Source organism: Candidatus Enterococcus myersii (assembly GCF_017316025.1).
Classification (GTDB): Bacteria; Bacillota; Bacilli; order Lactobacillales; family Enterococcaceae; genus Enterococcus_C; species Enterococcus_C montenegrensis.
The window spans coordinates 65,157-91,152 of the sequence record NZ_JAFLVT010000017.1 but is presented as its reverse complement, the minus strand read 5'-3'; the positions used below and the strand labels follow the sequence as shown (position 1 = coordinate 91,152).

At 37.5% G+C, this 25,996-nt stretch carries 20 protein-coding genes; 5 read left to right on the top strand and 15 right to left on the bottom strand.

Features of this window, described 5'->3' with window-relative positions:
* Positions 1–60: 60 nt before the first annotated feature.
* The 4 genes from recD2 to JZO76_RS11485 all read right to left on the bottom strand — a co-directional run bounded on the left by recD2 (position 61) and on the right by JZO76_RS11485 (position 4,913).
* Positions 61–2,574, bottom strand: coding sequence for an SF1B family DNA helicase RecD2 (gene recD2, locus JZO76_RS11500; protein WP_206904563.1), 2,514 nt, complete (start codon positions 2,572–2,574; stop codon positions 61–63).
* Positions 2,575–2,588: 14 nt separating this feature from the next.
* The gene (locus tag JZO76_RS11495) at positions 2,589–3,245 is read right to left on the bottom strand and encodes a histidine phosphatase family protein (RefSeq protein ID WP_206904559.1); all 657 of its coding nucleotides are present in this window, start codon (positions 3,243–3,245) and stop codon (positions 2,589–2,591) included.
* 32 nt (positions 3,246–3,277) lie between these two features.
* The gene (trmL, locus tag JZO76_RS11490; protein ID WP_206904555.1) at positions 3,278–3,787 is read right to left on the bottom strand and encodes a tRNA (uridine(34)/cytosine(34)/5-carboxymethylaminomethyluridine(34)-2'-O)-methyltransferase TrmL; all 510 of its coding nucleotides are present in this window, start codon (positions 3,785–3,787) and stop codon (positions 3,278–3,280) included.
* A gap of 283 nt (positions 3,788–4,070) precedes the next feature.
* Positions 4,071–4,913, bottom strand: coding sequence for a methyltransferase domain-containing protein (locus JZO76_RS11485; RefSeq protein ID WP_206904553.1), 843 nt, complete (start codon positions 4,911–4,913; stop codon positions 4,071–4,073).
* 139 nt (positions 4,914–5,052) lie between these two features.
* On the opposite strand from JZO76_RS11485, the gene JZO76_RS11480 reads away from it, so the two are divergent.
* The gene (locus JZO76_RS11480; protein ID WP_206904552.1) at positions 5,053–5,694 is read left to right on the top strand and encodes a copper homeostasis protein CutC; all 642 of its coding nucleotides are present in this window, start codon (positions 5,053–5,055) and stop codon (positions 5,692–5,694) included.
* A gap of 11 nt (positions 5,695–5,705) precedes the next feature.
* Positions 5,706–6,407, top strand: coding sequence for a hypothetical protein (locus JZO76_RS11475; protein WP_206904550.1), 702 nt, complete (start codon positions 5,706–5,708; stop codon positions 6,405–6,407).
* Between the two features lie 313 nt (positions 6,408–6,720).
* On the opposite strand, the gene mgtE is transcribed toward JZO76_RS11475, so the two are convergent.
* From mgtE to JZO76_RS11455, 4 genes are read right to left on the bottom strand one after another with little or no spacing between them, the layout of a single operon-like run.
* Positions 6,721–8,085 carry a magnesium transporter gene (gene mgtE / locus JZO76_RS11470; protein WP_206904547.1) on the bottom strand — a complete coding sequence of 455 codons (1,365 nt, stop codon included), beginning with the start codon at positions 8,083–8,085 and terminating at the stop codon, positions 6,721–6,723.
* Between the two features lie 19 nt (positions 8,086–8,104).
* Positions 8,105–8,998 carry an RluA family pseudouridine synthase gene (locus JZO76_RS11465; protein ID WP_206904542.1) on the bottom strand — a complete coding sequence of 298 codons (894 nt, stop codon included), beginning with the start codon at positions 8,996–8,998 and terminating at the stop codon, positions 8,105–8,107.
* A gap of 6 nt (positions 8,999–9,004) precedes the next feature.
* Complete coding sequence (locus JZO76_RS11460; protein ID WP_206904541.1) at positions 9,005–9,808, bottom strand: NAD kinase; 804 nt, start codon at positions 9,806–9,808, stop codon at positions 9,005–9,007.
* Positions 9,808–10,476 carry a GTP pyrophosphokinase gene (locus tag JZO76_RS11455; RefSeq protein ID WP_071864506.1) on the bottom strand — a complete coding sequence of 223 codons (669 nt, stop codon included), beginning with the start codon at positions 10,474–10,476 and terminating at the stop codon, positions 9,808–9,810. The genes JZO76_RS11460 and JZO76_RS11455 overlap by 1 nt, the downstream gene beginning before the upstream one ends.
* Positions 10,477–10,842: 366 nt before the next feature.
* Here JZO76_RS11455 and JZO76_RS11450 point away from each other — a divergent pair, with 366 nt between their 5' ends.
* Positions 10,843–11,424, top strand: coding sequence for a CYTH domain-containing protein (locus tag JZO76_RS11450; protein ID WP_206904532.1), 582 nt, complete (start codon positions 10,843–10,845; stop codon positions 11,422–11,424).
* An 81-nt stretch (positions 11,425–11,505) separates the two neighbouring features.
* Positions 11,506–12,162, top strand: coding sequence for a DsbA family protein (locus JZO76_RS11445; protein WP_206904529.1), 657 nt, complete (start codon positions 11,506–11,508; stop codon positions 12,160–12,162).
* Positions 12,163–12,268: 106 nt separating this feature from the next.
* On the opposite strand, the gene pepF is transcribed toward JZO76_RS11445, so the two are convergent.
* The 4 genes from pepF to spxA all read right to left on the bottom strand — a co-directional run bounded on the left by pepF (position 12,269) and on the right by spxA (position 16,464).
* Positions 12,269–14,080 carry an oligoendopeptidase F gene (pepF, locus tag JZO76_RS11440; protein ID WP_303754757.1) on the bottom strand — a complete coding sequence of 604 codons (1,812 nt, stop codon included), beginning with the start codon at positions 14,078–14,080 and terminating at the stop codon, positions 12,269–12,271.
* A gap of 32 nt (positions 14,081–14,112) precedes the next feature.
* Positions 14,113–15,126 (bottom strand): competence protein CoiA, encoded by a 1,014-nt coding sequence (locus JZO76_RS11435; RefSeq protein WP_206904522.1) that lies wholly within the window; start codon positions 15,124–15,126, stop codon positions 14,113–14,115.
* Positions 15,127–15,205: 79 nt separating this feature from the next.
* Positions 15,206–15,859, bottom strand: a complete 654-nt coding sequence (locus JZO76_RS11430; protein ID WP_206904572.1) for an adaptor protein MecA — start codon at positions 15,857–15,859, stop codon at positions 15,206–15,208.
* Positions 15,860–16,065: 206 nt separating this feature from the next.
* On the bottom strand, positions 16,066–16,464 hold the full coding sequence (gene spxA, locus JZO76_RS11425) for a transcriptional regulator SpxA (RefSeq protein WP_173103569.1): 399 nt from the start codon (positions 16,462–16,464) through the stop codon (positions 16,066–16,068).
* Positions 16,465–17,346: 882 nt separating this feature from the next.
* On the opposite strand from spxA, the gene JZO76_RS11420 reads away from it, so the two are divergent.
* On the top strand, positions 17,347–18,063 hold the full coding sequence (locus JZO76_RS11420) for an HAD family hydrolase (protein ID WP_206904520.1): 717 nt from the start codon (positions 17,347–17,349) through the stop codon (positions 18,061–18,063).
* A gap of 229 nt (positions 18,064–18,292) precedes the next feature.
* Here the strand turns inward: JZO76_RS11420 and JZO76_RS11415 are convergent, their stop codons facing one another.
* Genes JZO76_RS11415 through JZO76_RS11405 form a run of 3 tightly spaced genes read right to left on the bottom strand, consistent with a single transcriptional unit; the run spans position 18,293 to position 25,811 of the window.
* Positions 18,293–21,463, bottom strand: coding sequence for an SNF2 helicase associated domain-containing protein (locus tag JZO76_RS11415; RefSeq protein ID WP_206904517.1), 3,171 nt, complete (start codon positions 21,461–21,463; stop codon positions 18,293–18,295).
* Between the two features lie 48 nt (positions 21,464–21,511).
* Positions 21,512–24,628, bottom strand: a complete 3,117-nt coding sequence (locus JZO76_RS11410; protein ID WP_206904514.1) for an AAA family ATPase — start codon at positions 24,626–24,628, stop codon at positions 21,512–21,514.
* 55 nt (positions 24,629–24,683) lie between these two features.
* Entirely contained in the window at positions 24,684–25,811 is a 1,128-nt protein-coding gene (locus JZO76_RS11405; RefSeq protein ID WP_206904568.1) for an exonuclease SbcCD subunit D, read from the bottom strand.
* Between the last annotated feature and the right edge of the window lie 185 nt (positions 25,812–25,996).

Below are 25,996 nucleotides of genomic sequence, written 5' to 3'. Positions count from 1 at the left end.
AAAAAGACTTAAATGATTTTTAGCCTTCCGAAACTAAAAATCATTTAAGTCTTTTTTTGCCTACATAAAGTCCAACGGGGTCAGTCCGTTCATACCAATTAAAGGATCTATGGCATTTTCTCGAACCAATTTTCCCGTTAATATAACGTGAACAGGGCTCACTTCTACCGATTCATTCACTTCATTATTATTTGGTAAATGCCCAGCCTCTTTTTGGTGACCATCTTCTGTTAGTTGCACTTCTTCATAGGTAACAGCTTGCTGTTGTTTTTGTAGCTCGTTAGCCTCAGGTGTCTTTTTTTGATCCGCTTTGGTTAATTCTTCGTCTGTCAAACCGACAAATGCGCTTATGCGCTCTTTTAGCGTCGTTAAACGATTGGCGGATTGATTCGTAACACACGTTTCAAAAGCCTGTGTCTCTCCAAGCAAAATTAATTTATCTTTACTTCTGGTTACGGCTGTATAAAGCAGGTTTCTTTGCAACATACGTTGGTATTGGTAAACCATCGGCAAAATTACCATCTCAAACTCGCTACCTTGCGCTTTATGAATCGAACAACAATAAGATAAGGTAATTTTTTGCCAGTCATTGCGCTTATAGGTCACTTCATTGGCGTCAAATTGAATAACCAACTCGTCGACTTTATCTTCACTGTCTTTGGCGTAAATAATTCCCACGATTTGACCCATATCACCATTAAAAACATTTTCTTCTGGTGAATTAACTAGCTGTAGAACTTTATCCCCAATGCGATAAACGTGCTCGTGAAAGGTTACTTCTTTTTTTGTCCCATCATTGGGGTTAAAAATTTCTTGCATCATCTTGTTTAACGCATCAATTCCAGCAGGACCACGATACATAGGGGCTAACAATTGAATATCTTGGGCGCTAAACCCTTTGGCTTTTGCCTTTTTAACAATTTGTGCAATTAAAGGTTCAATTTGTTGCGCATGACAAGGAAAAAAAGAGCGATCCGCTTGGTTTTTAGTGAAATCGGCTGGTAAGCGGCCGTTTTTAATCTCATGGGCCAATGAAATAATCGTCGAACCGTCCCCTTGGCGATAAATGTCAGTTAACTCGCGCTGGGGAATTGCTTTTATCTGTAGCAGATCATGTAATACTTGACCTGGACCGACAGAAGGTAATTGATCTTTATCACCAACAAAAATAACCTGCATATTACTCGGAATTGCTTTTAGCAAAGAATTAGCTAACCATGTGTCTAACATCGACATTTCATCGACAATTAACAACCCTCCAGCCAATTCATTGATTTCTGTCTCACCGACTTTTTCTCTACCCGTTAAACCCAGTAAGCGGTGAATCGTACCACTGGGCAATCCTGTTGTCTCGTTCATACGCTTTGCCGCACGGCCAGTTGGTGCGGCTAAAAGAATTGGAAAAACCTCTTGTGTATAATCCAATGGCTCCAAACTTAAATCATTTAATTCAGCAAATAATTGTACGATTCCGTTAATAACCGTCGTCTTACCGGTACCAGGACCGCCAGTCAAAATAAATAATGGTGAAGCCAACGCTGCTTTAATCGCTTCAGCTTGTGATGTCCCATATTTAATCTTGAGTCGTTTTTCCAAACTGGCTAATTTTTTTTCAATCGTTTTTTCTGGGTACTTAATTTCTTTTTTGCGCTGCAACATTCGCTGAATCGACCCAGCAATTCCAATCTCGGCAAAATATAGACTGTTTTCGTAAATACGCGTAGCTTCTTGCTGAATTTTATCTTCCTCAGTTAACGCGATAATTACATCGGCTAACTGTTCGGGGTTAATTTCTACCGGACGACTTTTTTCCAGTAGGGTTAAGGTATCGTCTAACAAGGTATCCGCTTTGACATACGTATCCCCACTTTGCAGCGCACTTTGAAAAACTTGATGCAAGACCGCTGCCCGCAACCGTTTGTCGCTAGTGGCCGCAATCCCTAACTGTTCGGCTAATTGATCGGCTTTTTTAAACCCGATACCTTCAATATCTTCTACCAATTGATAAGGATTTTCTGCAATAATACTTAATGCCTGTCCTCGGTACATTTGATAAATGGCAAAAGATAACTGGCTGCCAAAACCATATTGAGACAAGCCGACAACAATTTCGTCCATACCTTGGTTGGCTCGCACAATTTCTGCTATCTGCTGTCGTTTTTTTTCGTTTAACCCTTCAACTGCTTCTAACACTGAATCATCTTCAACGATTTTTTTAATTGCATCAACCCCTAGTGTATCTACAATCTTTTCTGCCGTCTTGGGTCCAATACCAGGAAATTTTTCACTAGCAAAATAGTTAATCAAACCATTTTCAGAAGTTGGTTGATCTTGGGCATAACTTTCTACTTGAAACTGTAGCCCATATCGTGCGTGTTCAATTAGCTCGCCATAAAATTGATATAAAGTATCATCGTTGATATCTCCAAAAGAACCCGTCACGACAATTTGCGGTTCACGATAAGCGGTATTGGTTTCTGCAATATCAATCAACATCACCTTATAAAAATTGCCGGGGTTTTCAAAAAAGATTGCCGCGACTGTACCGCTGACAAATTTTCGTTCTTCCATCAAAAACCGGCTCCTTTCTACAATAAGGCGTCTAAACTACTTTGATCACCTAAAAAACTGGCATCATTCCATTTTGTTAATTTAAATGGTGTTAAATTTTCCGGTTCACTGGTAGTCATAACACTTAAGCTGTTGTTCACTAAGCCACCCATTTCCCGTAATTGCCCCAACTCTTTGCCCGCTAACCACTGGATAGCAGCAGTTAGGGAAGCGCCGTGCCCCACAAATAAAAGTGGCCCTTTATTTTGCATAACAGCGTCACTTACAACTGTTTCAATCCGTGCCAGTGCTGCTTCAATTTTTTCACCGTTAAAAACACTTGGATCATACTGATCTAAAGCATAGCGTAAATTGTGTAGTTCAGTTGGATAGCGGTCTGTCATTTCATCGATTAGTTGGCCTTCTAGTTTCCCCAAACCCAGTTCTCTTAAACCAGCATTGTAAATAATTTCTGGTTGATAGTTTAGTTCAGCTAAAATTCCTTGTGCCGTTTTCATGGCACGAGGCGCTGTACTGGCATAAATTTTTTCAAAGGGGATATTTTTTAGGTGCTGACCCAATAATTTGATTTCAGCTAAACTTTCTGCAAGAAGTGGTGAATCGCCTTTGGCTCCTTGAAAGCGGCGTTCATTGTTCCACTGAGTCTTACCATGGCGGGTAAAATATAACTCCATTACAAATGCTCCTTTAGTTTAGTAGATAAAAACTAGTCTAATTTATCATTTTCATAGTGATGGCGTAGTTCCAAATTAGGAAATCCTTGTTGGCGCAACGCCTCATATATTACTAACGCCGCCGTATTGGATAAATTTAACGAACGAACGTGTTCATCATTCATAGGAATACGCAAACACTTTTCTGGATTTTCCCGCATGAATGTTTCTGGTAATCCGGTTGTTTCTTTTCCAAACATTAAAAATACTTCTTCGTCGGCGGTATAATCTACTTCACTGTAAGTTTGGTTGGCAAACTTTGTAATCAAATAAAGGCGTCGCTGACCCAAGTATGCTAAAAAGGCTGCCAAATCTTTATGATACGTGATATTCACATCATGCCAATAATCTAGGCCTGCTCTTTTTAAATGTTTGTCATCGGTTGAAAATCCCAATGGTTCAATTAAATGTAGCGGTGTGTTCGTCGCCGCACAAGTACGGGCAATGTTACCTGTATTGGCTGGGATTTGTGGTTCAAATAGAACAATATGATTCAACTTCATTACTCCTTTTGATAAAAAATTCTGTGATTTTTATGAATTGTATTTAAAAGTAAATATTCTCTCCTACTATATCACTTCATAGCTACTTTTTTAAAAAAAGTGCAAAAAAAGAACGTATCGGCTCGGTGTTAATCACTGCGAGTCGCTACGTTAGTGAAGTTCTTTTCACTAACTTTTATCAGAACAGGAACCTGATAAAAACCAATGAAAAATGACTTGTTTGTAATATATCACTCTTACTTAAATAATGCAACAGTTTTAACCGAAAAAAGTCACAAAAATTTCATTTCTCTTTTCCAATTAAAACATCCAAATCGATTGTAATTTTATTTAACGGACTCTTTGCTACAATTTCTTTTTGCTCAGAAGAAACGCCCCACTCTAAGGGAGACATCTCCAATAAAGCAGCTTGATTTTCCTTGGAAACATCAAATGTATACGTTATTTCATGATGATTTACTAATTTAAATTGTTCTTTAAAATGTTGAATTACTTCATGATTTTCATAATGCTGTTTCTTTTTATCCGCAGGATAAAAAGCTTGCCGTAATTCTTGTAAATAACCGCTTCTTGGGACAACTTTCACTAATGTTCCCGTCGGCTTTAAAACGCGTTTAAACTCTTTATAATTAGATGGTGTGAATAAATTTAATACACTATCAAAAACTTGTGGGGCAAAAGGCAGTCGTGTCAAATCTGCGACACACCAAAATAAGGGTTCACTTTGCTGCGTTGCCATGTAAACACCATCTTTTGCGATATCAAAGCCAATTCCCGTAATGTTTTTGCCTGCTGCTATTTTATTAAAAAAACTACCTTCGCCACAGCCTACATCTAAGACTGTCGACTTTTCCGGTATATATTCTCGAATTTTTTCCAGTAGCCCGTTATACATTCCGGCTTGAATCAGCTGACGTCTTGCGGTAAACAACCGGCGATCATAGCCGCTGCTAATATTTTTTTGCAAAAAATATAGCGTTCCTTTTTTTGAGACATCAAAGTGATGTCCCTTTTGGCAGACAAGCCCCGCTTTAACTGCCCCCATTTCACTTTGACACAAAGGACATAAAAACAATGGGTGATTTGCAGTCACAAATTGTTTGCCCCAATCAATTTTTTTTAACATTTTATTTCCTCACTTCCCCTTAAATACGGCGAAATCAGCGGTACTTTTTAGTTACTCTACTTTAACACAAGGCTGTGATAAAATACTACATGAAAGTAAGCTGTCTAACAGTTTTAATGAGATACTAAAGGAGACTATTATGATTAAAGAATTTTGTGCCGAAAATTTCACTGATATTCCACGAGCCATTCACGCAGGAGCAAAGCGCATTGAACTGTGTGATAACTTAGCTGTAGGCGGAACGACACCTAGTACAGGTGTCATTGAAGAAACATTAAATTATGCCGGTGAAAAAGGTATTCCCGTTATGACCATGATCCGCCCTCGCGGTGGTGATTTTATCTACAATGATACAGAACTAAAAATCATGCATACCGACTTAATCGAAGCTAAAAAAATAGGAACAGACGGTGTGGTTTTTGGTTGTCTAACACCTAGTGGTTGGTTAGATGAAGAAGCTTTGGAACTTTTAATTGAAACCGCAGAAGGGCTACAAATTACGTTTCATATGGCCTTTGATGCCATCTTACCAAGTCGTCAGTTTGAAGCTATTGATTGGTTAGCAGACCACGGCGTTACACGCATTTTAACCCATGGCGGCCCGAGTGGTACACCAATTTCAGCAAACATCGTTCGATTAAAAGAATTAATCGCTTATGCCAAGAACCGCTTGATTATTTTACCTGGAGCTGGAATTAACGCTGAAAATGTGGCTGAAATTGTAACTGCCTTAGGGGTCAATGAAGCTCACGGAACTAAAATTGTAAAAATAACCGATTAAAAGGAGATGCCATGAAAAAAGCAGATGCCATGTATGCTTATGCTCGTAACCATAAATTAGGCCAAAATATCACACCAATTTTCGGCGGCTGGCTCCAACGAAAACACTTTGGTTTAATTGAGGCTGCTTTAGGTAAAGATGAAGAGGTCATTGCAAGTTTCATCGGACGCCATCATCCCGAAGATAATGAAAATTTCACACCATTTGAAGGTGAAGACCGCGCAGACTTTGAAGAACGAATGCGCGCAACACAAACTGGCAAAGTGCGTTACTTTGACTGTAAAGGATTCCACGCCTATGCTATTACTGACGCTGGGCGCCTGATTTTTGCCCGCTGGGTTCCTTTTAACCACGATTATAAAAGTATTCCGTTGCATAATATCAACACCATTAACCCCAATACGCGAATTTTTTGGGGTTTTTTACGAATTGAAAGTTTTCGCGAAGTCTTTAGTATTTTCTGGACGAAAAAAACGGTCTTTGCTATTGCCAAATTGCTAGAAGATAGTAAAAGCTATATGCAAGACGGCATTATGGATGGCATCACTTCTGCCAAACGTGCCCAACAAATACAGGAAAAAGCGAAGTTGTCTAAATCCCAACTTACGACAGAAACAAATTTTGAAAAGTTGAAAGAACGTAAAAAAGCACTAGATGCTGGCTTAATTACCCCAGCAGAATATGAAGAATATAAGCAACGCTTTTTACAATAAAAACTACCGATCAAAATAATGTTGGAACAAAATATTCAGCCGCAAGAGTTAAGCAGGTACTGCAAGACACAGCTCTACTGCAACAATCGCTGTGTCTTGCAGCAGTAAAAAATATTTTTTTTTAAGACTGGAAACACCTTACTTGTAGCAATTTTATTAAATGTCCCTACTGGAATGGCTGTTGCTCAAATTTTTTGTGAAGTTTCAGCTTATCACAAAAGAAGCTATTTTCAGACCACCGTTTATCGATAAAAAGGCTGTGACAAAAATCTGTCACAGCCTTTTTTATGGATTGCTCATTTTATTTTTTTAATTAAGAAATGAAGTACTGCATGAAAAGACTCGCAATATTAAAATAAATTAACACACTGGTCAAATCACTCAAGGTGGTAATAAATGGGCCACTGGCCACAGCAGGATCAAAACCAAGTTTGTCCATTAACATTGGAATAAAGCTCCCCGCCAAATTAGCCACCGTAATCGCACACATCATAGCCATTCCAATTACAAAACCTAAAATTGGATTGTGTTTCCAAACCGCAACAATAATGAAAATGGTTAGACCGGTAATGAACCCGGTCACTAAACCGGTCAAAACTTCACTAATAACTGTTTTAACAAAACTACTTTCTTTGTCATCATTGATTGCAAGTCGCCGTACTGCCACAGCCAAAGATTGCGTCCCAGCATTACCAGCCGTCCCTGTAATCAAGGAAATGAAAACAGCTAAAATACTCGCTTCACTTACAAGTTTCTCATAATGAGAAATTAAAGTCGCCGTCGCCATCCCTAAAAATAGCAACGTAATCAACCAAGGGAGTCGTCTACTAGCAGCCTTGACAGGATTTTCTGAAACTTCTTCAACGTTGACACCAGCTAAACCAGAGTAGTCACTTGCAGCCTCATCGTCGATAACGTCAATAATATCATCGACTGTGACAATCCCTAATAAATGATCATCATAATCTGTAACTGGTAATGCCAAAAAGTCATAATCCCGGAAAGTTTGAGCGACATCTTCTTGATCATCTCCCACATGAACTGAGATGACCCGTTCGCTCATAATATCTTGAATCATCGTATCATCTTCATTGACGATTAAATCTCTTAAAGAAATAACCCCCACCAAATGATTCTCTTGATCTACTACGTAAATATAATAAATTGTTTCGGCTACGTCGGCTTCGTTTTTTAAAACATACATCGCCGAACGAACCGTTTGATTAGCCACAATTGAGACAAACTCTGTGGTCATAATTGAACCGGCAGTATCATCTTCGTAATGCAGTAGTTCTTTAATTTCACTTGCGTCTTCTTTGTCCATCAAGCTTAGATATTTGTTGACAGCTTTTTTATCCAAAGTATTTAATAAGTCAACGGCATTATCTGTATACATTTCAGCTAACATGGCCGCAGCATAGCCCGGACGCATTTCAGAAAGATAATCTGTCATATGTGCATCGTCTTCTTCGATTACGTCAAACATGTCTGCTAATTCTTTAGGTGACAGATAACCGTACATCCGATGACGCTCTTGGCTGGTGAGGGACTGGTAGAACTGCCCCTGTTCGTATATGTGCATTTCTAAGAAAGGTTCTCTAAACCCTTGCATATCGTCTTCAAGCAACGCTTGTTTCAATTCAGCAAAACGTTCTTCCAGTTCTAAATTTTCATCCACTCACACTCACCACGCGTTCTTATATATTTTGAGCAACTTGTGCCATATCTTCTGGTAAAGCCAATGTAAAAGTTAATTTTTCACCACTAAAAGGATGATTAAAAGAAAGTTTGTAACAATGAAGGGCCTGCCGCATGATTCCAGCTGTCATAAGCCCACCATAGAGATCATCACCTAGTAGCGGACAAGAAATCCCACTAAAATGGACTCTGATTTGATGCGTCCGACCCGTATGAAGTTTAATATCCACTAATGCGATTTGGTCGTTTTCTTTTTGGACCCAATATTCTGTTTGTGCTTTTTGTCCTGTATCATCTACTTTACGTTTTAACAACGAGCTTAAATCTCTAGCAATCGGTAAATCAATTACTGCATGGGGTGCTAACGTTTGAATAGCGCCAGCCACTAAAGCTTGATATCTTTTTTCCACTTGCTTTTCACGTAATTGACGATCGAGTTGCGCATGGGCAAAACCATGTTTGGCAAATAACATCAGGCCAGTTGTATCACGATCCAACCGCGTAACCACGTGAATTACCTGATCTTTATAATTTTGCATTTTATAATAATTTTTCACACGATTGGCCATTGTACCATTAGGATGATATTGCGCCGGAATCGAAGCAACTCCTGCTGGTTTATTGACAATCAATAAATGTTCATCTTCATAAACAATCGCAATTGGCGTCTCATCCAAAAGCATTGTTTCATGCTCCTTTTCATCGGGCACGACAATAGTAACCCTATCATTAGGGCGCAAAGAATACAAGACATTTTCACGTTTATCATTGACTAAAATCAAGCCCCCTTGGAATTTAATTTTCGCCAGCAAACCTTTGGAAATGCCTTGTTCTTTTAAGAAGTATTTTAACTGCTGCTCTGAGTTTTTCTGATAATGATACGTAAACTTCATAATTGCCTAATCTTCTCCAATAAAAGCGTCTTTAACCCGATGCCAAAAATCCATATGCCGAAATGAAGCAAAATGAATCCGTTCTGTGGCAATTTTATAATAGACGGCTGCAATGTGATCTTTTTGAATATCTAATTGATCGACGGTAATCATGTAATCATTACTATCTTGCAAGCGAATTTCCATCCACTCATCTGCAGCAATAACTAACGGAGATCCCAACGTTCGGAAGACGCGATTATTCAACGAAGCAATTTCTGCTAGTTGAATCGCATTAATACTGGGATGTAACACCGCTCCACCAACACTTTTATTATAAGCAGTTGAACCAGTTGGCGTTGAAATAGATAAACCATCCCCACGAAATCGTTCAAAAAGTTCCCCCTTTAAATAAACGTCTGCTACCATCGTTCGATTCCCGCGTTTGATGGTCGACTCATTTAAAGCTAAAAAGTGTTTGGCAGCTTTACCGTTTTGATATTCAATGCGGATATCTAACAGCGGATAACTAATACTTTCACCGCGATTTTTTTTCAAGCTCGTAACCAACTCTGGTATTTCATAGTCACGCCAGTCCGTATAAAACCCTAAATGACCAGTGTGAACACCAAGAAAACTGACTTTATCTAAAATATGGCTGTAACGATGAAATGCTGAAAGCAAAGTACCATCACCACCAACAGAAATGACAATTTCTGGTCGTTGTTGATCAATGACAATTTCATTTTCTGCTAAAAGTTTTCGTAATTGCCGCTCTGTTTTTTCCGATTGCAGACCATGATTTGAAACGATGGCCACTTTTAAGGTCATTATGTCTCCTCCCGATCAATTGAAGCCTGATAATAACTATCGTCTGACTTGCCTCTGCCGTGGGAAAATAGACGCTGCGCTTCTTGAATTTCTTCCCGAATCGTCGACATCTCTTCATCTAATTGATAGGCTGCTTCGGCCGCTCTTTGCAGGCGAATTTTCATCTCTTCTGGAAATGCCCCTTGATATTTATAATTCAAAGAATGCTCAATCGTCGCCCAAAAATTCATCGCCAATGTCCGAATTTGAATTTCTGCCAAAATAATTTTTTCGCCATTTACTAACTGGACAGGATATTCAATGACCAAATGGTAAGAACGATACCCGCTAGCTTTTTTATTGGTGATATAATCTCTTTCAATAATAACTTTCATATCTTTGCGGTTGCGTAGTAATTGGACAACTTGGTGAATATCTTCCACAAACTGACACATAATTCTAAGCCCCGCGATATCTGACATCTCTTCTTCCAGACGTTCCATGGGAATATGGCGAATCTGGCTTTTTGTGATGATGCTTTCCACTGGTTTAACTCGTCCAGTGACAAATTCAATCGGCACATGTTGATTTTGTTCGCGAAATTGTTTGCGAATCCCCCGCAACTTTACTTTCAATTCTGATACGGTTTGTTCATATGGTGCTAAAAATTTATCCCAATCTCGATCCATAATTATCCCTCAATTTTCTTTAATACATACAAGTTATATTTTACCACAAACCGCCTTAAATCTTTATCCCCTCAAATTGAAAAAATATTCACACAATTCAATCGTATCAATTGCGTATCTTGTCATTTTATGTCAGAATATAAATTCAATGAATTGATAGATGTGAACAAAGCTAGCACATTCGAAACAAAAAGTTCGGAATGGTTCCCCTTTAAAAGAAAATTTGTATCTTCTAAATCTTATTTTCAGAATTTTTACAATCCACTTACTGCTTTTTTATTTTCTACTTTCTTAGAGGATTGTCATTTTTTCAATGCTTTAGCTTGCAGTTTCACACCTGAACACGTAAACTAGTGAGGGATTATTATGAGCCAATCGACTGAGATCGAATTTAAAACAATGTTAAGTGCAACTGACTTCAAGCGCATTATGACGTACTATCACGTTACAGATGAGATGGTCGTAGAACAGACAAATTGTTACTTTGATACCTTTGACAATAAGTTAAAAAATGCCAATGCCGGTTTAAGAATTCGTTTACTCCCTTCTTTTGCTGAAGTGACTTTAAAAACACCACAGCAAGAAGGTCTACTAGAAACCACGGAAAAGTTGACGCTAGCAGAGGCGCAAAAATACTTAACATTACAACAAGTTCCAGCAAATGGACCGGTTGAAGAAAAATTAAAAACGTTACATGTTACATTAAAGGAATTACATATCATCAGTCAGCTAACTACTAAACGAGCTGAATTTGAAATTGACGCTGGTTTGTTGGCATTAGATGAAAGTTTCTATCTACCGGCAGGCCATGACTTTGAATTAGAATTAGAAGTAAAAGATGCTAAATTAGGACAAGAAGCTTTCACGCAATTATTAAAGACATTGGCAGTTTCTTATATTCCAGCGGAAAATAAAATTAGTCGGAGTCTTAAAAAAAAGCAAAGCTAAAAACTATTTATTTTCATTTTTTCTACGTTTCTGCTAAGTTGAAATAGCCAGAAACGACTCAATTTGTTGGAGGAGATTTAAGTGATTGAAATTTATTTGTTTGTCAATCCTTTGGGTGCTATCTGTTTAGGATCAGAAAAGCATCTTTGGAACTTTGTACAAACATCGGAGCAAAAAATCCAATTCAGGCTGATGCCTTTAGTGAATATGCAGACAATTGATGCTGTTTTAACACGTCGCGGTACACCAAAACACGACATTCATGCTAGAAATCAACTTTTTGAAAATACTTATTCAGCTGCTTTAGATGCCAAAGCACTCCAACTGCAAGGCAAAAAGAAAGCACGAGAATTTTTGATGCAAATGCAAGAAGAAGTAGCTTGTAATGGCAAAGAATATAATCATGAACTGGTCATTTCATTGGTTGAAGCTGTTGGTGGCGACGTAGAAATGTTTACAGAAGATCGACAGAGCGACTTAGTCAAAACATTATTCCAAGAAGATCAAAACACCGCTCGTGAGATGGGAATTACCACGCATCCGTCTGCAGTTGTTTACAATTATGCTTGCGAACGCGATTATGGTGTTTTATTAGAAGGCGAAGACGCCTTAGCTGATATCCCGCGCCTGTGCCAAGTCGATCAAGAAAATTATCAAATTTTTCACATTGATGGTTACTTACAGCGTAAAAATGAACGTCGCGTTACTCACGATACCAAGCATTTAAAATTAATGTAACAAAAAAAAGTTGCGACAAACGTTAGGTTGACGTTTGTCCCAGCTTTTTTTATTGCTAAAAATAAACAGAGCAGACAATTGCGCAACTGTCTGCTCTGTTTTTATTTTATAATTGAGCTACTAATGTTTCCAATTCACTCAAACGTTCTTCAAACATCTTCATGGCATCTTCAATATAATCAGCTTTTGTCATATCCACACCGGCTTTTTTCATTACTTCAATTGGATAATCACTATTACCAGCCTTCAAATAATTCAAATAATGTTCCAACGCGCCCTCTTCTTTGGTTAAAATTTTCTTCGCCAAGGCAGAAGCGGCAGAAAAGCCCGTCGCATATTGATAAACGTAATAGTTGTAGTAAAAATGTGGAATTCGCGCCCATTCCAATTTAATCTCTTCATCTTTTGTTACATCAGGTCCATAATATTTCGCATTTAAATCCCCGTAATAATCATTTAAATACTCACTTGTTAAAGGCGTACCTTTTGCATCCTCAGTATGGATAAAGTGCTCAAATTCAGCAAATTGCGTTTGGCGGAAAATAGTTCCCTTAAAGCCATCTAAATAGTGATTTAAAATATATGCCCGTACTTTCGGATCTTTTTCAGTCTCTAACAAATATTCTGTCAAAATATTTTCATTGGTTGTAGAGGCGATTTCTGCTAAGAAAATAGAGTAATCCCCATAAACAAAAGGTTGATTATTACGAGTAAAATAGCTGTGGACACTATGACCCATTTCGTGTACTAAAGTAAATAGTTGGTCTAAGGTATCATGCCAATTCATTAAAATATAAGGAGCTGTATCATAAGCACCGGAAGAATAAGCACCACTACGTTTGCCTTTATTTTCAACCACGTCAATCCAACGACTTGAAAAAGCTTGTTCTACGATTTTATTGTATTCTGGTCCCATCACATGTAAAGCTTCTTTAGCCTTTTCAACCGCTTCTTCATAAGTATAGCGAATTGGCGCTTCTCCTAAAACAGGTGTGTACATATCATACATGTGCAATTCATCAGTTGCGAGTAATTTTTTTCGCAATGCTACATAACGATGTAGTAGTGGTAAATGTTTATTCACAACTTCAACTAAGGTATCATAAACACTTTCTGGAATATGATTATTACTTAAAGAAGCTTCTCTAGCTGACGTGTATTTTCGTGCTTTTGCTTTAAAGTTATGTCCTTTGACATGAGAGCTTAACGTTTGAGCAAACGTATTACGAAATTGGCCATACACACTGTACAATCCTTTAAAAGCAGCTTCTCGCACGCTGCGATCCGTTGCTTCCATTAATTGGCCGTACACACCGTGGGACAATTGAATTTTTTCTCCATCACTGCCTTCAATCGTAGGAAACACGAGATCTGCATTATTTAACACAGAGAAAATATCATCTGCTGCATTAAAAATTTCACTTGCCCCAGCCAATAATTCTTCTTGGTCCGCCGGCAAAACATGGGCACGATTGTCGACCATTTGCGCTACATAATGGCGATAAACTGCCAATTTTGGTTCTTCTTCAAAATAAGACCAAATCTGATCATCTGACAGTGTCAAAACTTCTGGCTCAAACCAAGAAATAGCCGCACTTGCTTCTGCTAATAAACTGCTAGCCCGCGCATATAATCCTTGATAAGTGGTGTTTGCGGTATCTTGATCATTTTTTAAGTGACTGTACACATATAACGTTTCTAATTTGCGATAAATAGCCAAGCAAAACTCCAAAGCCGCTAAGAAAGCCGTAGCATTCGTTGCTAGTGTTCCTTTGTATTTATCCGCTTGTTTTAATTCTTCTTTCAAATCAGCAAAGGCTGTGTCAAAAGCTTGGTCGTCAGCAAAAATTGGAGTTAAATCCCAGGTCAGTTCTGTCGGTAAGCTTTCTCTTGTTGGTAATTGTTTTGTCGCCATAATTGAAACCTCCTGATAGTTACTTAAACGAAAAGTTATCCTCTTCGATTACTTTCTATACTATCACAACTGCCTTTTTTTGGTGGCAAAAAACTTTCTTTTTCCCGACCAGATAAGCGCTGGCATTCCAAATAGATTTCTTTTAAAATTATTTTTTGCGAAACTAAAGGAAAATCCCATTGCCATTTGAGTTGGCTTAGGTCTTTTATCCATTGTTGGCAATTGTTGTTACGCAAATATAAAAAACGCAATAACAACAGCTCATGTTCAAAGAAAAAATGATAACGACTGCTACTATAACACCAAAAAGGTAAATCCAATATATGGCTATTGCGTTGATAAAAAAAATGTTGCAAACGCAAAAAGCGCGGCTGGCGTTGGAATAAGCGTTGGCGCAAAAAACGTTTATACGCGGCATTACGCCAATAAAACTTATTACTTGTTAAAGATGAAACATGGGACGTATAGGAAGTCAAGTTCGTATTTTCTGCAACATTTTGACATTGCCACTGATACCCGCGATTAAAATCCCAGTTGGCCAAATAATAAAGCCGAAGTTGCTTTGCTGCTGTATCCAAATGCCATAAATAGGCTGTCTGTTGCCAATAACAGAAAGCTTTTTGCAACTGACTCAACTGTTGTTGCGGAATAAACCGTTGTCCTACAATCCACCAGGGTTGATAGTGAAAAGACTGATAATTTTTTGTACGGGCTTTTAAACGGCTTAAGTCTAAAACAGAGCACTGAAATTCTACGGTTGTTTTATTAACTAACAGGTCTGGTCGCTGTTTTAATTGTGGCAAATAAACTTCTAATTGACTATTTTCTAGTCGTTGATGCAACCAATTTTTGCCGGCAATATGCTCATTTGTCTCACCTTCTGTCACTATTTTGCAGCAGTGTTCTCTCTGATGCGCAAAGTGTGTGCGCTGTTTTTGTCCTTGTTTTAAACAGACGGGCTTTTGACACACGGGACAATGATATTCTTCTTGTTTTTTTGCTTTTAAAGCGGCAACAAGCTCGCCTGCTTTATTTCTGGCAATTAGCATTTATCTCCCCCATAAGAACTTACGCACTATTTAGCTAGGGGCAACAAAAAAAGACCTGGAAAAATCCAGATCTTTTTTATCAAAAGTAACGACGGGTAATTCCTAAAGCATCAAGTTCCATCAAAAGCTTACCGTGTTCGGCTAGCACTTCTGGCGTTACTTGACTCAAACGAGCAAATTCACTTAAGTACGCTAAGTAATCGTCAATTTGATTTTTTAATAAGTATTCATCTGTGAAACGAATTTCCAAGAAATAAAAATGATTCAACTCATAAAGATTACTTACAATTCCTTCGCCCTCAAATTCATGGGCCAATTGAATCATTTGCTCAAAATCTATCATTTCAAAGACGTAATCGCGTTTGATATCCGTTGTTTCTTCTTCTGTCTCTTCGACTTCTTGTAATTGTTCTGCAATATGCTTTTTCAAGAAATCACTCACCTCTTCAGCACTGCCATCAGCAATTTGTTCCAAATTATTAAATTCTTCATTCGGAATATTCTTACTGATAAATAATTCCAAACCATCACCTTTTGGCAAAACTTGGAAAGTGACAGCTTCACTGCCTTTGAATTCTTCGTTGACATCAACTTCTTCTAAAATACTATAAAAGAAGTTCTCAATTTCATTGTGGTTACCTAATAAATCTAAAAAGGTAATTCCCCGGGCAGCTAAATCTTCGCTTTTAATGAGAACACGAATTGTATTTTCGTTAATATGTTCCATTTCCATCTTAGCTACACCTCGCTTTTCTAACATTATAGCTACATTGTAACGGAACCTTATCAAATGTAAAGAAAAACCTCGTGATTTAGTAAATCTTAAAGTAGTTCAAAAAAACGCTGTCTTTAAAAATTTTTTTAGAACCGCTAAAACCCACTAACGGCTTAAAATAGCGTAAAAAAAGACTGCCACAAAATATGTAGCAGTCAAAACTTTTATAATCCAGCCATTAATTGTGCATGCCGTAATTCTAATTGGCGTACTTCGCGTGGTAAGAAACGTCTGATTTCATCTTCATTAAAACCAACTTGTAGACGTTTTTCGTCGATCATAATTGGACGACGTAATAAACCAGGGTTGTTTTGTACCAAATCTAGCAATTCTTTTAATGGTAATTCATCTAAATCAATATTCAATTTTTGGAAGACTTTTGACCGAGTAGAAATAATTTCTTCGGTGCCGTCTTCAGTCATTTGTAAAATCGCTTTTAATTCAGTGATATTCAAAGGTTCTGAAAAAATGTTGCGTTCTACAAAGGGAATTTCGTGCTCTTGCAACCACGCGCGAGCTTTTCTGCACGATGTACAGCTAGGGGAAGTATAAAGTGTCAACAACGTGTATCACTCCTTTTTTATTATATAAGTAATCTCTTTGTGACATCACTTATAATTTCATCTGAGTTCATTATACCTAATTGAAAAAAAAAATACTACCCTTTTCTCAAAAAAAGTTTTAAAAAATTAAAGTTATCTTAATGACACATTCCTAACTTACATACGTTTTCATCGATTTTCACGTTAGAAAGATTAGAATTATCAAATTTAAATGCCATTTACTTGCTTATATATAGCACAGTTTAAAAATGAAAAAAACACTGTAACACAAACAGAAAATTTGTTATATAATTTCTGTAATTTCGTTTTTTAAATTTTGTTGCATTCACAACAATAAAATTGTCTAGACAAATTTATCGGCATTTATCGCCCTTTTTATCCCTGTTTTTTGCAAATACCTAAAAAAAAGATAGTCTCAAATAGAAATCGCGTTATTTTCTTTCTTTTTTTTAGCGGTAATCTGTAATAAATTACTAACAAAAAATCAGTAGTGAGATTGTGAAAATATCATTTGAAAAAAAAGTTTTTTTAATTATTCTTTGAAAAAATCTCTTTTTCAGAAAATTCAGAAACAAAATGATATTGCCCTTTAAATAATTTTTTTTGTCTTATTTCTTTTAAATTAACTTAATTTTTGAGTATTTAGCATTAACTAAAATGACCTTCGTTTTTTTATAATTCCTTCCTTTGTGATTATCACAATTGTTTTTTAAGTAAAAAGAACTGTAATATAATTTTGCCTATTATCAAAAGGTTTGTTCTTAATTAGGTAAAGAAAACCTTTATAAATCAACTTTTTACTCTTTAAAACTGCTATCCTTTTCGTTAGAATGAATCAGGATATTATGAAATTTGCAGAAAATTTGAAGGGAATGGCCTTTTTTGATTAACGCAATTGTTTTTGACGTCGATGACACAATTTATGACCAACAGCAACCTTTTCGCAACGCTGTACACCGTATTATTCCTTTAGTAACAGATAACGACATGCACGACCTTTACATTCGTTTTCGTTTTCATAGCGACGAAACATTTTGCAAAGTTGCCAAAGGAGAATGGACATTAACGTATATGCGTAACTTACGCATCATGGAGTCTTTGAAGGATTTGGACTATCCACAAATCACAGAGGCCACAGCTTTAGAATTTCAAAAAATTTATGAAGAAGAGTTGGACAATATCGTCATGCACGATGCTGTTTTTGAAACATTAAACTTTTTAAAGGCCCAAAATATTCCAATCAGTATCATCACAAACGGCCCGACTGACCACCAATACAAAAAAGTTATCCAACTAAATCTTTTAAACTGGGTTAAAGAAGATAACGTCATTATTTCACAGGCAACAGGTTTTCAAAAACCTGATCGCGAAATTTTCCAGCTCGCTGAAAAAGAGTTTAATCTTACTGCAGAAAATACATTATATGTCGGAGATAGTTTTGAAAATGATGTTGTTGGCGCTAAAAGCGCTGGCTGGAAATCTTTGTGGTTTAATCACCGTAACCGTCAAATTCCAGCTGGAGAGCAAGCAGTTCAAGATATTGAACTGACTTCATTTGCGCAACTAACCCCAACAATTAAGGCAATTTTCGCTGAGTAATCAGCGATATGAAAAGCAGTTCAAACTCCCTTTACTTTCACATATTAAGCTAAGATTTCAAGAAAGTTTACCTGCCTATCACGATGCTTAGTTTGAAAAACTAGTCATAGATAAACTTATCATAAAGCGATTCAGCTTGGTAAAAAATTGATCCTTTTTCCTATTATAAAAAAGGCAGTAAGACTACTTTTTAGTGGTCCTACTGCCTTTTATTTTACCTGTCGTTCATTTATTCTCTCGCACTTAAAATCATGCGAATATCTGCTTCTGTCAGTTGTTGGAGTTGTGTTTCATTGCCCTGGATAACTTTTTGGAACAATTCCCGTTTGTCTTGTTGCAAGGCATTCATCCGCTCTTCAATAGTTCCTTCTGCAATCATGCGCCACACTTCAACTACTTTTTCTTGACCAATCCGATGAGCGCGCCCGGCCGCTTGTTCTTCTACAGCCGGATTCCACCATAAGTCGTAAAGGATCACCGTATCTGCTCCGGTCAAGTTCAAGCCAGTTCCACCAGCCTTTAGAGAAATCAAAAAGACATCCTTCTCCCCTTTGTTAAAAGCATCTACCATTTCAATCCGATTTTTTGGTGGTGTACTCCCCCGCAAATAAAAACTATCATAACCTAATTTAGCTAACTCTTCTTCAATAATTGTCAGCATACCGGTAAATTGCGAGAACAATAAAACCCGCCGGCCATTTTCTTGAGCCGCTTGAATTAGATCTTTTACTTGCTCTAATTTACCCGACGTTCCGGTATAATCGTCAATGAATAATTTCGGATCACAACAAATTTGCCGCAAGCGCGTTAGGCCGGCCAAAATACTGATTCGATTTTTCTTAAAGGCAGCCGCATCCATTTGACTGATTTCTTCGCGCATTTGCCGTAAATATGCCAAATAAATTTTCTTTTGATCTTCGGTTAAGGCACTGTAATAATTGGTTTCCAATTTTTCTGGTAAGTCTTTTAAGACGGTGGCTTTATCCCGTCGTAAAACAAAAGGCTTAATCATTTGGGCAATTTGTTCGGCTGATAATTGGCGATAACGTTGCTGACTTGGGAAAAAGCCTGGCATAATCATTTCAAATAACGACCACAATTCTTCTAAATTATTTTCAATTGGGGTCCCACTCAAAGCAAACCGATTCGGAATAACTAAAGAGCGTAAGGCTTTTGCTGTTTTTGTAGCCGCGTTTTTCACCATTTGAGCTTCATCTAGGATTAATTGGTCTAAAGTTAATTCTTGATAAAGGGCAATATCTTGACGCAAACTAGCGTAAGAAGTGATGTAAATATCCACCGGTTGACTTAAACACTGCATCCGCTCATGCTTATTGCCACCCACCACCACTGCTTTCAAACTTGGGGCAAATTTCTTTAACTCCGCTAACCAGTTGAAAGTTAAACTAGCCGGTGCCACGATTAACGTTGTCCTACTAGCTTTTTCTTGCTTTTCTGATAAAAGATAAGCAATGGTCTGTAATGTTTTCCCTAAACCCATTTCATCGGCCAAAATTCCGCCAAATTGGTAATGAGACAACATTTTTAACCAACGAAAACCCGTTACTTGATAAGGGCGTAAGTCCGCATTTAAACCTTCAGGCAAAGCCACAGGATAGTTTTCAGGATGCGTTAAATCTTTGGCCATTTGGGTAAAGTTATCACTAAACGCGACATTCGCTGTTTTTAGCTGCTCTTGTAAAACCAAACCTTGGTTTAACGGCATTTTTATGACGCCGTCTTGACTATTTGTTTGTCGCAATTTTTGTAAAATCGCGCTGGTTTCTTGAAATTCTGGTGTTTCCAGTGACAATATCTGCCCATTAGTTAGCGTGTAAAAAGCATCTTGATTTAATAAGCTTTGCAAAATATTATCAATTTCTTTTTCACCAATACCTGAGATATCAAAGTGAACATCTAACCAAGAACCATCACTGTCCACTTTAACTTCTGGTTCAATCTTATGGGCATCCAAATACAATTCTCGCAATTTTTTACCCAGCTTAACTGTACCTAGTTGTTGTAAAGTTGGCAGTTCCCGCGTGAAAAAATAATACAGTCCACTGCCAGTCGGCAAATCTTTACTAAAGCCGGTATCATTTTCCACGTAGCCTTGTTGTTGCAACAAATGACGTGCACGATCTTCTTTTTGGTAATCCCTTAGTACCTCGGGCTGATTTTCTTCAACAACATTATGCGTAGCATCGCTGGAGAAGATCGCATTGCCATATGCAAATTGCAATTCAACTGCAACCTGACCTTTTTTCTTGCGCAAGATAAAACTGATTGCTAAATCTTCATCGCTAATATAGCGATAAACTTCTTTTGCAATTGTAACATTCCCGATTTGACGCAATAATGGTAAGACTTGCTTAAATAAAACCGATAATTCCTTTTTGGCATAAGGAATTTCTTTTTTTTCTATTCTTTTTAATAACTGATCCAACGTTAAATAAATTTCTTGTTGGCAACTAGACAATGGGTGAATTTGTTCATCGATTACGCCCCAATGATAATAGTTAAATACTTGATCGTAGTCTTTTTCAATTTCTAAAATGAATTGGTCTTCAACTTTTTTGACGGTAAATTCTAGTGGTAATGTAACGTCAGAAAAGACAATTGGATTTAGTTTCTTTTCATCGTAGGAAAATGTTCCGCCTAAATTTCCTAGCATCGTTAATAATTTTTGGCCCCAACCAATTGGAACCAATAAGTATTTTTTGTCTAATTTGCCATTGACTAAAATTCCAGTTTGCCCCATTAATTGTTGTGTCTGTGCCATTCCCCACAAAACATCTAATGCTTCATTAACGTCTGGGCTAAAAGCAGCTGGTTCAATTAGAAAACTATGCTGTTTATTAATGAGGATTTTTTTATGCTCTGAATAGGCTTGGAGAAATTTATAAATATTTTTTACAATATAATTGCGGGCAACACCCCGCTGGCCAACCTTTAAACTAATCCCAAAAACTGCCAATTCTTTATGATAAGGATTCGTCTCAATTGCTTCTATATTAAACTGTAAACGTAACGGTACTGCCGGCCCTTCTGCTACTGGTAATTTTAATTTGGCAAAACCGTTGGTAAACATTTCTGCTGTTGAAAATTTACTTTTGACTGGAACTTCCATACTGCTCATAAAACGCGTCTTGCCTTGTTGACGCAAAAATAATTCGACTGCCACTGTATGTTTACAATAATGGTGTTCTTCCCAGTAAGGGCACTGACAATAATCTTCTTCTTTGGCAGTAGCATCCAAATCCACCAAATATTCTTCACTACCTAATACAACAGCATGCCAAACTTTATTGGCCGGATCCGGCGTTACTGATAGTACTCTTCCTTCATTGAGGTATGTACGCCCTCGTTCAATCACTTTTTCAGGAATACTCCACTTCACCCAAATCTCTCCCATCTAATATTTGCAAACAGCATAAGCTGTTATTTGTTAAGCTAATTTCACTGCAATCTTACTTTGACCGGCACCATTGGTTTTAACATTTATCTGCCTTACAATCTTTTCTTTTAAGGCTGGTACGTGACTAATAATTCCAATTAACCTTCCTTGTGTTTCGAGTGTACTTAAAGCTTCTAACGCCATTTCCAACGCTTCTTCATCTAGTGAACCAAAACCTTCATCAATAAACAAAGCATCAAGAGCAATGCCACCGGTCTTATTTTGAATGACATCGGCTAAAGATAATGCCAAAGCTAAAGCCGCAATAAAGCTTTCACCACCTGATAATGTTTGAACGCGTCTCACTTGCCCTGCATTGTCATCATATATATCAATATCTAGTCCCTTTTGACCACGACCACCATCTGATTTTTCCGCTAAACTAAATTGATAACGACCATTAGTCAACTGTTCTAAGCGAACATTGGCTAATGTTAAAATTTCAGCTAAATAAGCTTGTAAAACATAGCGTTCTAAACTAGTTTTATACGTATTTTTCCCACTCAATACTTGACTTAACTGTTCTATTTCTGCCAATTTAGCCAAAGATTTTTCGTGGGAAGCAAGCAATGTTTTTAACTTTGCCACTAATTGCTCGTTATCTTTTTGCTGTTCTTTTAAAAGTAAAAGCCGTTGTTGGCTTTCACGCAATTGTACTTGCGCGTTTTCATAAGAAACCGCCATTTGGGCAATTTGTGGCATTTCTTGTTCTTTCAAATGTTCTTGTAGCTTTTGTTTTTGCTCTTTTATTAACAATAGCTTATTTTCGTACGTTTTTATTGCTTCTGATACCTCATGTAGTTTTTTCTCGTCTACAAATTGCTCTAGCAGCTGTTTTTTTGAAAGTTCTCGTGGAGAAGACGCTAAGCTTGTTGTAAGTTGTGCGTCTAATTTTTCCACTTCTAGTTGCGCCTCGTGATGATAATCTGATAACTCTTTAATTTGTGCGTAATAGCTTTTGGCCGCGGCTTTTAAATTTTCACCTGTGGTTTGATCTTTTTGCAATTGTGCATTTAGTTTTTTGATTTCTGTTGTGAAAACTTCAATCTGGTGACGTAAAACAGGTGCGTCACTTTTACCAACTTGACCTTGTAAACTTTCAACTTCTCCTTTAAGTCGTTCTAGTTGATTAACTTCTTTTTGGTAGCGACTTGTCAAAGTTTGGCGTTCTTCATTTTTCTCGGCCAATTTCACTGCTATTTCAGCTTGTGTTTCACTTGCCTTTTGAATCTCATTGCCTAGTTGTTCTTGTTGTGCAAAAAAACGCGTGATTGCTGTAAATACATCTTCTTTTTCTCCTATTGTCTGTAACAGGGTAAAATCACGAGTAATCTGCTCTTTTAAGTCGGTCATTTCTGCTTGGGTTTTGAGAATTAGCTTTTGAAATTTATCTGCTTCTTGTGTCAATTGTTCTTGTTTTGTATAGTTGCGGGCAAGCGCCTCAGCTAAATCTGCTCTTTTTTCTTCAGCTGCATTTAATAAAGCTTCACTTTCTGTAACCGTCTTTAAAGTCAAATCATGCTGGGCTACCATAGGATGCTCAGTTGCCCCACAAACTGGACAGGCCTCCCCAGAAACTAGATCTAAACTTAATCGGGCAATCATGGCTTTTGCGTAATTGCTTTTTTGCAAACGGTAGTTTTCTTCTGCATCCTTTAGCTCTGCTTGCAAGTTACGAATCGTAACTTGCAACTTTGTCATTGCATTTTTGGTCAACTGTAACTCTTTGTTTTGAGAAGTTTTTGTTTCAATTAATTTTTCATAATCACGGACTGTTTGCTGTATTTTTGTTAAGGCAGTCATCGTTTTTTGCCACTGGCTGCTTTTTTTTGTGAGCTGTTCTTGCTGACTAAGACTTAGCTGTAAAGTAGCAATAGCTTGATTCAGTATTGTCAGCTCAGCTTGCGTTTTTTCACTAGTAATTTTTTTTGTGGCAAGTATTTGTCGTTGTTGTTCCAATAGTTGGGCTTGGGGAAGTTTCACTTCTAAATTGTGAAGCGACTTTTGCGCTGCCTCTAACTGTGATGTCCACGCTGCTACAGTCTTTCTTTGCTCTTGCCAGATTTCCAGTGCTTCCGCATTTTTTTGCGATTCTTTTTTTGCGATGGCTAATTTATCAGCTTGAAGATTGACTTTACTTGCAGCCAATTTAACAGAATTGATCAGCGGCAGGTGTTGTTGGAGCCACAAGAGCCAATTTTGCTCATCTTTTTTTTGTGTTATCACCGTTTTTTCTAAGGCTAATTTGCTTTCTTCTTCCAAAACTTTTTTTAGTTCATCAAAGCTGCGTTTTAACTCTTCTGCTTGATAGTACTGTTTTTCGGCCGTATTCTTTTTTGCAGTTAAGTTTGCAACCACTTCGGTTTGGTTGGCGACCTCCCTGCCTAATTCTTCTAAATCACCTTGCCAAGCAGTTAGGGTTTCAGTCAAGGTCGAAAAAACAGCAGCAGTTTTAAACCATTTAAAACTATCGACTAAAGCTGCGGCTTGTGTTTGTTTTTCTGCAATACTTTGATTTTTAGCGGCTGCTTGTTCTTTTAACCAAGTTTGCAAATTTTGGTAAATTTCTGTGTCAAACAAGCGTCGTAAAACTTGTTCTTTATCTGTGCTTGAAGCAACGAGAAAATTACGAAATTCACCTTGTGGTAACATGATGATTTTGAAAAACTGGTCTGCGGTTAAGTGTAGTAGTTGATAAAGTTCATAATCGACATTTTTAGTGTATTGTTTTTTTTCGTTTCCTAGTTCGTCATAAATAGTCAGCGTTGTTTTGCTGGCTCTTATGGTGGTACCAGTCCCCCGCTTTTTAGCTACCTCTTGTTCGGGGCGTCGCATCACTTCGTAAAGTAAGCCGCCATGGCTAAAAGAAAACGTCACTTCCGTTTCTTCTGTCGGCTGCGCAAAAAGGGAACGCATTTCTTTACCACTACGCAATTTACCAGAGGTTTGACCGAATAAAGCAAAGGTCATTCCATCAAAAATTGTTGTTTTTCCAGCACCGGTTTTCCCGCTGACCAAAAACAAGCCTTGATCTAAAAAAGCCCCAAATTCAACGGTTTCATCCAGATATGGACCAAAATTTTTCATGCGTAAAGTACGTGGCTGCATCGCGGTGGTTTCCTCCTTGTTAAAACAACTTTCATATATATCTAATGAATTGTCCTTAATCTTCTTTGGTTAATTTGTCTACTGCTTGTAACCCTTTTGCTAACCATTTTTCTTGGTTGGCAGTTAAATCTTCATTGGTCATTTCAGCAAAAAAATCGCTAACGACTTTTTTCGGCGTATCTGCTCTTTTTCTTAGTTGGGTCAGTTGCGCTTTACTTTCAAGCGGATTTACTCGCTCAATCCCCAAGAGTCTGGGGTAGATTACGCGTAATTGATTCATCAAGTTAGGGATAACCCCACGGTCAGTTAATTGAATGTGTAAAAAATCTTCTCTTGCAATTTTTTGATAAAAAGCTGGTGTCAATAATTCTTCATAACTGGCCACAAGCCTTTGTAAGTCATGTAACGGAGACAAAGGATAAAATGTGCGGGATAAGTCGCTGGTATCAACGATGTAAACTCCTTTTGTTTGCTTTTCTTCTGAAATCGCATATTTTAACGGTGCACCACTGTATTGTACTGTCAAATGATTAAGCGCAGAATGATTATGCAAGTGACCCAAGGCAACATAATCAAAATCCTGCAACAAATCTACCGGTACACTATCCAAACCGCCTACCATGATTTTTGTTTCAGAATCACTTTTACTGCTACCAGCTGCAAAAAAATGCGCAACTAATACGTGCCGCATATTCGGCTTAAAGTGGCGCTTCATTTCGGCTATTACGCTTTTGATAGCCTCAGCTAAAGTTTTAATACTATCGTCTTGAAAGTAAACTCGCGCATTAAAGGGCTCAAAGTATGGCAAAAGAAAAAATTGTGTATCTGCTAGTTCCACCGGTTCAAAAGCTTGCGCCAACTCTGTATGTAAATAAAAATCGGTATGACTAAACCAAGGCGTCCCAAAATTTAGGCGTTCATGACTATCATGGTTACCAGATATGGCCAACAGCGGTAATTTATTTTGCAAGTTAAAGGCGATAATTTTTTCATTAAATAAATTGACAGCATCTACTGCTGGTACCGCCCGATCATACAAATCTCCAGCCACTACCACTGCATCAACTTTTTCTGCTAAAGCCAACGATAAAATTTGGTCAATGGCGGCACTTTGTTCTTCTAAGAGATCAAAACCGTTTAATTTTTTGCCAATATGCCAATCTGCCGTGTGTAAAAAACGCAATTTGTACTCCAACCTTTCTAAAAAAGCATCTTCAGACCATTATAACACTTTCAACCCCTTTTCAAAAAGTCACGGCTACTGCTTGTAAAAATGCCTAAAAAAAAGACTTTATCAACAACATCACTTTATTTATGAACAGTTAAAATCCCCGTGCAAACTTTAAAAATGAGATAATTCCTTCATTT